At 72.9% G+C, this 10,583-nt stretch carries 8 protein-coding genes and 1 pseudogene; 6 read left to right on the top strand and 3 right to left on the bottom strand.

Features of this window, described 5'->3' with window-relative positions:
- Nucleotides 1-29: 29 nt before the first annotated feature.
- Nucleotides 30-1,460 carry an MMPL family transporter gene (locus ACFV4F_RS39860; protein WP_380510301.1) on the bottom strand — a complete coding sequence of 477 codons (1,431 nt, stop codon included), beginning with the start codon at nucleotides 1,458-1,460 and terminating at the stop codon, nucleotides 30-32.
- 406 nt (nucleotides 1,461-1,866) lie between these two features.
- Between ACFV4F_RS39860 and ACFV4F_RS39855 the strand changes: the two genes are divergently transcribed.
- On the top strand, nucleotides 1,867-3,138 hold the full coding sequence (locus ACFV4F_RS39855) for a sensor histidine kinase (RefSeq protein WP_380510298.1): 1,272 nt from the start codon (nucleotides 1,867-1,869) through the stop codon (nucleotides 3,136-3,138).
- A 44-nt stretch (nucleotides 3,139-3,182) separates the two neighbouring features.
- Nucleotides 3,183-3,887 carry a response regulator gene (locus ACFV4F_RS39850; protein ID WP_380491184.1) on the top strand — a complete coding sequence of 235 codons (705 nt, stop codon included), beginning with the start codon at nucleotides 3,183-3,185 and terminating at the stop codon, nucleotides 3,885-3,887.
- Between the two features lie 306 nt (nucleotides 3,888-4,193).
- On the opposite strand, the gene ACFV4F_RS39845 is transcribed toward ACFV4F_RS39850, so the two are convergent.
- Nucleotides 4,194-4,787 carry an MBL fold metallo-hydrolase gene (locus ACFV4F_RS39845; RefSeq protein WP_380510295.1) on the bottom strand — a complete coding sequence of 198 codons (594 nt, stop codon included), beginning with the start codon at nucleotides 4,785-4,787 and terminating at the stop codon, nucleotides 4,194-4,196.
- Nucleotides 4,788-4,878: 91 nt separating this feature from the next.
- On the opposite strand from ACFV4F_RS39845, the gene ACFV4F_RS39840 reads away from it, so the two are divergent.
- Both ACFV4F_RS39840 and ACFV4F_RS39835 read left to right on the top strand, forming a co-directional pair.
- Nucleotides 4,879-5,862: a GlxA family transcriptional regulator gene (locus ACFV4F_RS39840; protein WP_380510292.1), complete on the top strand. Its 984-nt coding sequence runs from the start codon at nucleotides 4,879-4,881 to the stop codon at nucleotides 5,860-5,862.
- A 178-nt stretch (nucleotides 5,863-6,040) separates the two neighbouring features.
- Entirely contained in the window at nucleotides 6,041-7,291 is a 1,251-nt protein-coding gene (locus ACFV4F_RS39835) for a serine hydrolase domain-containing protein (protein ID WP_380510289.1), read from the top strand.
- A 216-nt stretch (nucleotides 7,292-7,507) separates the two neighbouring features.
- On the opposite strand, the gene ACFV4F_RS39830 is transcribed toward ACFV4F_RS39835, so the two are convergent.
- Nucleotides 7,508-8,080, bottom strand: a complete 573-nt coding sequence (locus ACFV4F_RS39830) for a dihydrofolate reductase family protein (protein ID WP_380510286.1) — start codon at nucleotides 8,078-8,080, stop codon at nucleotides 7,508-7,510.
- A 197-nt stretch (nucleotides 8,081-8,277) separates the two neighbouring features.
- Here ACFV4F_RS39830 and ACFV4F_RS39825 point away from each other — a divergent pair.
- Nucleotides 8,278-8,748, top strand: a pseudogene (locus ACFV4F_RS39825) (solute carrier family 23 protein); the annotation flags it as partial.
- A gap of 327 nt (nucleotides 8,749-9,075) precedes the next feature.
- Nucleotides 9,076-10,455, top strand: a complete 1,380-nt coding sequence (locus ACFV4F_RS39820; protein ID WP_380510283.1) for an MFS transporter — start codon at nucleotides 9,076-9,078, stop codon at nucleotides 10,453-10,455.
- The last annotated feature ends 128 nt before the right edge of the window (nucleotides 10,456-10,583 follow it).

Here is a 10,583-nt window from a genome sequence, read left to right as displayed (position 1 = left end):
AAAGTTTGGTGTGGGGGGTGTGGTGTTTGTCAACACCCCCCCCCCCCCCCGCCCCCCGGGGGGGGGGGGGGGGGCGCGGGCCCCCCCGCCCGGCCGGGGGTGAGGGTGGTGCCGTCCGTGGTGACGACGTAGACGCTCGTCGGGTCGGAGACGCCGGCCGGCAGGGTGCGGGAGATCTCGGCGGCGGTGGCGGCGGCCGGGGTCCGGTCGCCGGCGCCGCCGAGGCCGTAGTCCATCCGGATCCCGGTCATCCCGGCGGCCAGTGCGCCGAGCCGGGCGAGGGCGGCGAGCAGCATCGGCAGTGGCCGCCGGGCAACGAGCGCGCCGAAGCGGGCGGCGAAGCCCTCGCCCGGCTGGCGGCGCAGGCTGCGGGAGGGCCAGAACATGCCGCGGCCGCAGGCGGCGAGCAGGGCGGGCATCATGGTGAGGCTGCCCAGCAGCATGACCAGGACGGCGACGGCGATGGCCGGGCCGAGCGAGCGGAACTGGCCGAAGCTGGCCACGCCGAGGGTGGCGAAGGCGGCGACGATGGTCAGCGCGGCCGAGGTGATCGCGGTGCCCACCCGGGCGGTCACCTGGGCGGCGGCTTCGCGGGCGGGCTGCTCGGGCCGGGCCCGCAGGTGCTCGCGGAAGCGGAAGAGCAGGAAGAGCAGGTAGTCGACGCCGATGCCGAGCAGGACCACGGAGACCAGCCCGGGGGTGCCGGCGTCGAGCTTGAGGCCGGTCAGCGTCGCGGCGACGGCCACGGCTCCGCCCGCCACGCTGCCGATCATGGCGACGGCGAGCAGCGGCAGCAGGGCCGCCGCCACGCTGCGGAACACCAGCACGTTGAGCAGGACGATCAGCCCCATGACGAGCGCGCTGCCGACCGTCGCGGCGGTGCGGTGGGAGTCGGCGGTGTCCACGGCGTCGGCCAGTCCCCCGGTGAACCCGGTGCGCATCCCGGCGTCGGCGAACCGGGCCACGGTGGCGTCCCGGAAGGCCCGGTAGACGCCCTGGACGCCCTCGTCCGCGGCGTTGCCGGTCAGTTCGGCGGAGAGCAGTTCGAAGCTGCGGTCGGGCGCCACCATCGCCGGGGCGACCCGTGGGGTCTGGGACCGGTCGGGGACGAGGAAGGCCGGCTCGTCGTCCTTCCTGGGCATGACGACCCGGCGCTGGGCGAGCTTCGCCGCCTCGGCCTCGACCCGCTGCTGGTCGGCGGCGGTGAGCGCCTGGCCGTCGGTCCTGGCGACCAGAACCGTGACCGTGGTGGCGTCGGGTTTCATCCCGAAGTCGTCCTCGGCGATCCGCAGTGCGGCGGCCGAGTCGTAGCTCTTGGGCAGGAAGTCCCCGGTCTGGGACTGGGTGACCCGGGCGAGCAGCATCGGGCTCAGCAGGGCCAGGGAGATTCCCAGCACCACCCAGAGGGCGATCACCTTCCACGGGTTCCTGGTTGAGTATCCGGTCAGTGCGCGGATCACGGTTTCCTCCGGCGGTGGACGCGAGCGTCCGCAAGGTGGGTCTCGGCTGCGGGGGTTCCCGGCCGGGTTCCAGACCATCACCCGGGGTGGGCCGCGGACGTCCCTGCGACGGACGATCCGCACCGGGGCCCCTGCTCCTCGGCCGGGCCCGGACCCGGGACCGTGGTCCTGGTCCGGGCCCCGTGATCGGCCGTGGGGACCATGCCGGGGTGGGGTGGGTCGATGCCAGAATGGGGTCATCGGGCCTGATCAGGGCCGATGACGGTTGGATCAGGGCCGATGACGGTTGGTCGGGGCCTGATCGGGGCCTGGCCGGGGCTCATCGGAGCCCGGTCGGAGCCCGGTCGGGGCTCAACGGGGCTCAACGGTAGGGCGCGGCGCGGGCCGGGCGCGGAGGGGAACGGACATGGGCGGGCGTCAGCGTCCCGTGGCGGAGGCGGCACTCGGGGCGGAGCGGGCAGACCCGGCGGACCCGGCGGACTCCGACGGTGCGCCGTGGACGCGCGCCGACGCGCTGCTGGCCGTCGGTGCCTGCACCATCGACCTGCTCGGCTACCTGGTGTTCAACGGGGATGCCGGTGACCACGGGGCGAGCCTGACGGGTTTCCTCCTGGTCACGCTGTCGGCCCTGCCGCTGCTCGCCCGGCGCAGCCGCCCGGTCGCGACGCTGGCCGGCGTCCTGGTGCTCCAGTCGGCGGCCGACCTGTCCGCGCCGGCGAGCCCCCACTTCGGCGCCGCGCTGGTGGTCGCCCTGTATTCGGTGGCCAGGGCCCGCACCGCCCTGGAGACGGCGGCGGCCTCGGTGGTGACGTCGGTGCTGACAGTGCTGAGCCAGAGCCACCTGCGGATGCCCGCCTGGCAGGCGGTCGTCAGCGCCCCCGTCTCCGCCCTGCTCGTGGTCGGCGCCGGCCTCGCCGTGGCGCGCTGGCAGCGGGAGGTCGCGGCCAACCGCAAGCTGCTGGCCGACCGCGCTGTGGCCGATGAACGCCGCCGCATCGCACGGGAGTTGCACGACATCGTGGCGCACCACATCACCACCATGCAGCTGATGGCCGGCGGCGCCCGGGCCAACCTCGCCCACCCGGAGGTGGTCCGGGACGCCCTGGTCACCCTGGAGTCCTCCGGGCGACTGGCCCTGCGGGAGATGCGCCAGCTCCTGGACGTCCTGCGGGCCGGCGACGAACCGGACACCGCCCCGCCCTCGCCCCAGCCCGGGGCCGAGGACCTGGGCCGGCTGGTGGACGAGTCCCGGGTAGCCGGCCTGCCGACCGACTTCGGCGTCCAGGGGCCCCGCCGCCCGCTGCCGCCCACTGTCGGCCTGACCGTGTTCCGGATCGTCCAGGAGGGCCTCACCAACGCCCGCAAGCACGCCGGGCCCGCCCGCGCGACCGTCACCCTGACGTACGGTCCGGACCGGGTCACCGTCGAGGTGCGCGACGACGGGGGCACGGCGGGCACGGCGGGCACGGGCGGCGCCGCACCGCAGGAGGCGGTGCCGGCCGGCGGCCGGAGCGGGTACGGCCTGATCGGCATGCGCGAGCGCGTCGCCCTGCACGGCGGCACCCTGCGGACCGGACCACGTCCGGAGGGCGGCTTCGCCGTCCTGGCCGACCTGCCACTGGCCCCGGAGGAAACGGCCGACGCGGCCGTCCAGCACGGAACGGCGACGGCCCGGTGAGCCCGCACGGCGACGGCCCGGTTCGGTCGAACGACGACGGCCCGGTGAGCCCGCACGGCGACGGCCCGGTGGCGGCGGCACCGGGCATCCGGGTCCTCATCGCGGACGACCAGCCGCTGGTGCGGCGCGGCCTGTCCCTGATCCTCTCCCCCGACCCGTCCTTCGAGGTGGTGGGCGAGGCCGAGAACGGGGAGCAGGCCGTCACCGCCGCCCGCCTGCTGCGCCCCGACGTCGTGGTGATGGACATCAGGATGCCCGTGCTCGACGGGGTCGGCGCGACCCGGGAGCTGGCCCGCACCCTCCCCTCCTGCCGAGTCCTCGCCCTCAGCACCTTCGACATGGACGAGTACGTGGTGGCCGCGCTGCGCGCCGGCGCCCACGGGTTCCTGCCCAAGGACGTTTCGCCGGAGGAACTGGGCGCGGCGATCCGTACCGTCCACGCCGGCGAGGCGGTGGTCGCCCCGCGCCTGCTCACCCGGCTGATCTCCACCTACGTCCGGGCCCCGGTCGGCGCCTTGCCGCCGGTCGCCGACACGGGCGGGCTGACGCCCCGGGAGGTCGAGGTGTGGCGGCTGATGGCCACCGGCCTCGACAACACCGAGATCGCCCGGGCCCTGGACATCAGCCTGTCGACGGTGAAGAACTACATCACCAGCATCTTCGGCAAGCTCGACGTCCGGGACCGCGCCCAGGCGGTCATCGCGGCCTACGAGTCCGGCCTGGTCACGGCGCGCACGGGAGGCGGGTAGCGGGGGCTTTCCGTCTGCGGGCCCCTGTCGACCGCGAGCTCGACCCGCCCAGGTCCTGGACCGAGGATCGGGACCGCTTCGCCGACTGCTGGAACGGTCCGGTGTCGGCTATGTCCTGGCGGTGCCCAAGTCCCAGTTCGGCGTGGGCTGTCCACGCATCGACTGGCTGTTCTCCCAGGCCCCGGCCGACGCCTGGCAGCGGATCTCGTGCGGTGCCCGCGACGCACCGGACTTTCCCGCGGCGCATGCTCACGATCACCGCCACGCCGACGAACGGCCACAGCCCGACCGGTTACCGAACACGCCTCAGCGCGGGGTCGTGTCGTCGGCCTCGAACGGGCCGCCGTGGCCAGGCACGATCAGGTCCGCTGCTGCCAGCACCCGCAGCCGTGAGGCGCGCAGCAGCTCGCGGTCCGGGGCTACCGGATCGTCCGCCGGGCCGTGCGCGTGCCACCACAGGTCGCCGGCGAAGGCGACGACGCCCGAGTCCGTGCCCGCCAGCAGCGTGATGTCCTCGGGGCTGTGGCCTGGGGTGCGGATCAGGCGCAGCGAGGGGGTGAGTTCGTAGCCTTCTGCGTCCCGGTTCTTCCACTGGTCGCCCTGGTACTCCACCTTGTGGTCGTGTACCCGGGCGCGGCGGAAGAGGCCGACGTTCATGGTGTTGTCCGGGTGGTGGTGGCTGAGTACCACGTCGGTGATGTCCTCGGGGGTCAGGCCCAGTTCCGCGAGCGGGGCGAGGATGTGGTCGGGGCTTGCCACCATGCCCGGGTCGAAGATCACGTGTCGTCCTGCGTCGGAGACGTAGGAGACGGTTGCGGCGACTCCGGGGCCGGTGGATCCCACGTAGCCGGTGGTCAGGACCTTGTATGTGGCGCTGCGGCCGAGCGGTGCGTCTGTCATGGCCTCAATCCTTCCGGGTGCGGCGGTGGTTCACGAGTGGCACTGATGCCCTTGATCGCAGGATTCGTGCCAGGTGTGCCAGACTGCGACGGTGCCGCCTTTCAAGACCGTCGCCGCGTACGTCCCTCCTGGTGTCGGCCTGCTCGCCGCCGGCATCGTCACCGAGGTGTTCGGTCCCCATGGGGCGGAGCTGCCCGGGTTCGACTTCGCCCTGTGCGCCGACCGGCCCGGACCGGTGCCGACGGACTGCGGCGTGCCGCTGTCCGTCGCGCACGGGCTGGACCGGCTCGCCGGCGCCGATCTGCTCATCGCCCTGCCCGGGACCGAATTCCGCGCACCACCGGCCCCGGCTGTGCTCGACGTGCTGAGGGCCGCGCACGAGCGCGGCGCCACAGTCGCGGCCCACTGCGTCGGCACGTTCGCGCTCGCCGCCGCCGGACTGCTCGACGGCCGTCGGGCGACCACCCACTGGCGGTTCGCCGAACTCCTCGCCGACCGCCACCCGCAGGTCACCGTGGAAGCCGGCGCGCTCTACATCGACGAAGGGAGCGTCGTCACGGGTGCCGGAGCAGCCGCGGGCTTCGACCTGTGCCTCCACCTGCTGAGGCGCGAGTACGGCGCCGCGCTCGCCAACGCCGTCGCCCGCGACATGGTGCTGCCGTCCCACCGCGACGGCGGTCAGGCCCAGTACCTGGCCGCGCCCGTCCCCGAGGACGGCCGGGACGAGCGGCTCGCCGAGGTCCTCGGCTGGGCCCGCGAGCACCTCCACGAGCCGCTGCCCGTCACGGAACTGGCGCGCCGCGCCATGATGAGCAAACGCTCCTTCGCCCGCCGCTTCACCGCGGCGACCGGCACCACCCCGCACGCCTGGCTGCGCAGCCTGCGACTCAGCCGAGCCGAGGAACTCCTCGAAACCACGGACCTCCCGGTCGAAGAGGTCGCCCGCAGGGTCGGCTACGGCAGCGCGGCCGTGCTGCGCGAGCAGTTCGTGCGGCGCCGAGGGGTGCCTCCCCGCTCCTACCGGCGCGCCTTCACCAGCACACCGAAGCGAACCGGGCAAGCCACCGCCGGATGAGCAACGAACTCGTCCTCGTCCGCGACACTGCCCGCTGATCACCCGTCGGCCGAGCCGCCGGGCCGGCGCCTCCGGAAGCTCGAATTCCCCCGAGACCGGTACGTATCAGGGGTGACTCCGGGGCGGCTGGGGGCTGATCCCTGATGGCTGGACAGTCAGCCTCCGGCAGGCTCGAGGCATGACTTCCGAAACCTTGCCGATCAACCGCGCGACCGCCACCATGAACGGCCGCAGGAGGCGGCTGCCGCTTGCGGGGCTGGCCTGCACGGCTCTCACCGCAGTGGTCCTGAGCACCGCTGCCCCAGCTCTCGCCGCACCGGCCGGGCGCCCCGCAGCCGTCGCGGCGGCCTCCGAGGCCTCTCTTCCCGAGCTGAACGTGGCTGCGCTCCGGGCGGCGGTCGCGAGTGCCCCTGCCACCACGACAGCGGTGCTGGCCCGGATCAGCGGGCCGGCCGGGCACTGGACGGGAACGTCCGGGGTCGCCGATGTGACGACGGGGGAGGCCGTCCCGGTCGACGGCCGGTTCCGCCTCGGCAGCGTCACCAAGATGTTCATCGGGACCGTGGTGTTCCAGCTGGCCGCGGAGGGCCAGGTCGATCTCGACCGTCCTGTCCAGGAGTACCTGCCGGACGTGCTGCCCGCCGACTACCCGGCGATCTCCGTGCGCCAACTGCTCGACTACACCGGCGGTCTGCCCGAGCTGACGGCACAGGACCTGCCGACCGACCCGCAGGGGATCCGCGGGCACCCGGGGGGCCACCCCCACATCGGCGGGGTGGGAGCCCAGGCGGGGAAACAAACCCGGCTCTTCGACCAGCCCGGCACCATGCAGAGCTACGGGGCCACCGGCTACTACCTCGCCGCGATGCTCGTGGAGAAGCTGACCGGCCGGAGCTACCAGCAGGAGATCACCGACCGGATCCTGCTGCCGCTGGATCTGCGGCACACCACCGCGCCCGAGACGGACACGACCATTCCCGGTCCGCACACCCACGGCTACATCGACCTCTCCCCCGCACATGACAAGAGCGGGCTGGTCGACATCACCGAGCAGAATCCGGGCGCCGGAGGCATGATCTCCACGACGGCGGACCTGGACCGATTCCTGACGGCGCTCTTCCGGGGACGGCTCCTGCCGCCCGCGCAGCTCGACGAGATGTTCACCGTCCCCGATGTCCCCTACCTGGGTGGCAGTGACCAGGACCCGGGCCGCGGCCGGGCCTTCTACGGCGCGGGCCCGATGCGTGTCACCCTCCCCGACGGCGTGACCGTGTGGGGCAAGACCGGCAGTACGTTCGGCTACACCGACGGCATGTTCGCCACCCGTGACCTGAAGCGCCGGCTCGTCTACTCCTTCAACCCCATCACCGGAGGCGGCAACGACCGCCGCCTCGTCAACCAGATCATCTCGGCGGCCTTCAACTCGTGAGCGGACGGAGAGGTACCACCGGTCCCCGACGTCGCCCGGTGGTGCTGTACGACGACACCTTCTTCGTCCCGTGGTTGCCGTTGCCATGTCCCCGGCCTTCAAGGGTCCCGAGCACGACGAGCAGAGCACATGGCCGAGCGAACGATCTACCTCGATCCGGATCGACGCGATCCACAGTCCCGAAGATCCATGTCCGGTCCTCCCACGGGAGCCTCGTCAGCGGACGACGTCGAACACGTTCTTCTGCAGACCGTTGGCGTAGGTCTCGTGCTCGACGAGCTTGAGCTTCTGGGTGTCCTTGTCGGTGGCGCTGAACAGGCGCTTTCCGGCGCCGAGGAGCAGCGGGAAGACGAGGAGGTGGTAGCGGTCGATGAGGCCGGCGTCCGAGAGGGCCTGGTTGAGGGCGGCGCTGCCGTGGACGATGATCGGGCCGCCTTCGCTCTCCTTCAGTGCGGCGACCTCGTCGAGCGAGCGGAGGATGGTGGTCTCGCCCCAGTTCGACACCAGGTCGCCGTCGGTGAGAGTGGTGGAGACGACGTACTTCGGCATCACCTTGTAGTCGGCGAAGTCCTCCATGCCGGGCCACACCGGGCTGAATGCCTCGTAGCTGGTCCGGCCCAGCAGCATGGCGGTGGCTTCCTTCTGCTCCTGGCCCTTGATGCCGAACGCCTCGGGAAGGAACTCCGTGTGCTTGAAGGTCCAGCCGGTGTTGCGGTAGCCGGGTTCGCCGCCGGGGGCCTCGACGACGCCGTCGAGCGAGATGAAGGCGGTGCTGATCAGAGTACGCATCTGGGGGTTCCTCGGTGTCTCGTGTCAGGTTCTCGGTTGATTCAATCGGTGCGCGCATCGATCGCAGTCGCGGCCGAGGCGCACCAGCCGTGATCTATGACTGTGGATCACAGCAAAACTCATCGCTCGTCGCCGATTTTCCGCAGGCTCCTCGGGTTCAACGGCCCGAGCGGTTCGTCACGGAGGTCGTCCAGGACCTCGGCGTCATGGCCGCCACCCGGGTCTACTCCACCGCCGCCTACTGGGCCGCGGCCGGCTTCGCGCTGCTGTTCGGCGTCTGCCCGAAGTTCGGTGCCGTCGTGGCCGCGATCCCGGGTGGGGTGCTCGGCGGCATCACCGTCATCCTGTACGGCATGATCGGCCTGCTCGGCGCGCAGATCTGGATCACCGCCAAGGTGGACCTGCGCAACCCGCTGAACCTGGTGCCGGCCGCCGCGGGCATCATCATCGGCATCGGCAACGTCTCCATGAAGTTCACCGACACCTTCAGCCTCAGCGGCATCGCGCTGGGCACGATCGTCGTCATCACCGGCTACCACGCGCTGCGGGCGCTGGCGCCGGCGCACCTCAAGACGCAGGAGCCGCTGCTGGACTCGGGCACGTCCTCCTACGACGCCGAGGACGGTACCCAGAACCACGCCGAGGACGCGGGGTCAGTGGACCGCTGACGGCAGCGAATTCGGCCCGTGCTATGGGCCCCGGCGGAGTGACGAGCGTCACCGCCGCCGGGCGTCCGGGCCGACGGGACGGCTCCAGGCCCCGTGCGACACGGGCGGGCGGCCCGGCGGCACGGCCGGAAGGCCCGTCCGCTTCGGGACCTTCGTCGGTGATCCGGCCGACCTTCGGCCCGGTGGCGGGCCCGGTGCACCGGGGCAACCGTGGACGGTCGCCTTCGGGCGGCGGCGCCGTCCGACCGGGCGGCGTCCGTCCTGTCGTCTACCCGGCGCACGGCGCGCGAACAGCGCCGCCGTACGCTCCGGAGGATCCCCGAGACCATGTCCCGGACCATCGACAACGCCCCCTATACCGCCTTCCACCGCAGGCTGGCCCTCGCCTGTTCCGGTGGGCCGCTGCTCGACGGCTACATCCTGAGCATCGTCGGCGTCGCCCTCATCGGGATGCGGCCCGACCTCGGCCTGTCCACCGCGGAGGTCAGCCTGATCGGTGCCGCCGCCCTGGTGGGCATGTTCGTCGGCGGCGCCCTGTTCGGCGTGCTGACCGACAAGATCGGCCGGGAGGTGATGTACACCGCCGACCTGCTGGTCATGGTCGCCTGCTCGGTGCTCTCCTTCTGGGTCGACGCGGTGTGGGCGATCGCCGTGCTGCGCTTCGTGCTCGGCATGGCCGTGGCCGCCGACTACCCCATCGCCACCTCCCTGCTGGCGGAGTGGCTGCCCGCCAAGCACCGCGGGCGCCTCCTCGGCCAGCAGATCGTCGCGTGGTACGCCGGTTCGGTCCTCGCCTACGTGGTGGGCTACCTGTTCCTGGAGCTGGCCGGTCCCGGCAGTTGGCGGTGGATGCTGGCGAGCTCGACGGTGCTGTGCGTGGTCTTCCTCGTGATCCGCCGCGGCTCCCCCGAGTCTCCGCGCTGGCTGGCCGCCAACGGGCGGGTCGGTGACGCCGTCCGCCTGGTCGAGAAGCACCTCGGCGTGCGGGTGGACGGCCGGGAGCTGATGCCCGAGGCCGTCGGCGCCGCACGGCGCCCCGGCGGCCTGCGGCTGCTGATGACCCCGCCGTACCGCCGCCGCACCCTGTTCTGCGGCCTGTTCTTCCTCTGCCAGGTGGGCCCGCTGTTCGCGATGCTGACCTTCGGCCCGCAGATCCTCTCCTCGTTCGGCATGCCGGGCGGCACCGTGATGGAGACCCTCGGCACCGGGCTGATCAGCCTCGTGTTCCTGCTCGGCTGCTACCCCGCCCTGCGGCTGATCGACACCAAGGGCCGACGCCCCGTCATCATCTGGTCATTCGCGCTCATGACCGTCCCGCTCGCGCTGCTGGGCGTGTGGCCCACCGCGCCGGCCGCCGTCGCGCTCACCGCGCTGTGCGCGTACGCCTTCCTGTGCGGCGGGCCCAACGTGCTCGACTGGACCTACCCCAACGAGCTCTTCCCGACCGAGATCCGGGCCACCGCCGTGGGCGTGGCCACCTCGGTGAGCCGGATCGGCGCGGCCGTGGGCACCTACCTGCTGCCGCTGTCGCTGACCGGGCTCGGCACCGGCCCGACCATGCTGATCGCGGCCGGGACCACGGCGCTCGGGCTCCTGGTGTGCGTGCTGTGGGCCGAGGAGACGCGCGGGACGGCGCTGGGCGCCACGCCGACGCCGGCGGGCACGGCGGCCGTCCCGGCGCAGCGGGTGCCGCAGGCGGTGCGCTGACGACACGTGGGTCGGGGGGGTGTGGGCGGGGGGCCCCCCGTCCAATAACCCCCGCCCCGCCGGCCCCCCCCCCCCGCCCGGCCCCCCGCCCCCCCCCCCCGCCCCCCGCCCCCCCCCCCCCCGCCCGC

Source organism: Kitasatospora sp. NPDC059722 (genome assembly GCF_042733235.1).
Lineage (GTDB): Bacteria > Actinomycetota > Actinomycetes > Streptomycetales > Streptomycetaceae > Kitasatospora.
This window is presented reverse-complemented; position numbering and strand designations above follow the sequence as displayed.

What these genes read in the sequence shown, in the direction of transcription:
- ACFV4F_RS39845 (WP_380510295.1), bottom strand. Translation starts at nt 4,787, where the DNA reads ATGACAGACGCACCGCTCGGCCGCAGCGCCACATACAAGGTCCTGACC.
- ACFV4F_RS39820 (WP_380510283.1), top strand. Translation starts at nt 9,076, where the DNA reads ATGTCCCGGACCATCGACAACGCCCCCTATACCGCCTTCCACCGCAGG.
- ACFV4F_RS39855 (WP_380510298.1), top strand. Translation starts at nt 1,867, where the DNA reads ATGGGCGGGCGTCAGCGTCCCGTGGCGGAGGCGGCACTCGGGGCGGAG.
- ACFV4F_RS39835 (WP_380510289.1), top strand. Translation starts at nt 6,041, where the DNA reads ATGACTTCCGAAACCTTGCCGATCAACCGCGCGACCGCCACCATGAAC.
- ACFV4F_RS39830 (WP_380510286.1), bottom strand. Translation starts at nt 8,080, where the DNA reads ATGCGTACTCTGATCAGCACCGCCTTCATCTCGCTCGACGGCGTCGTC.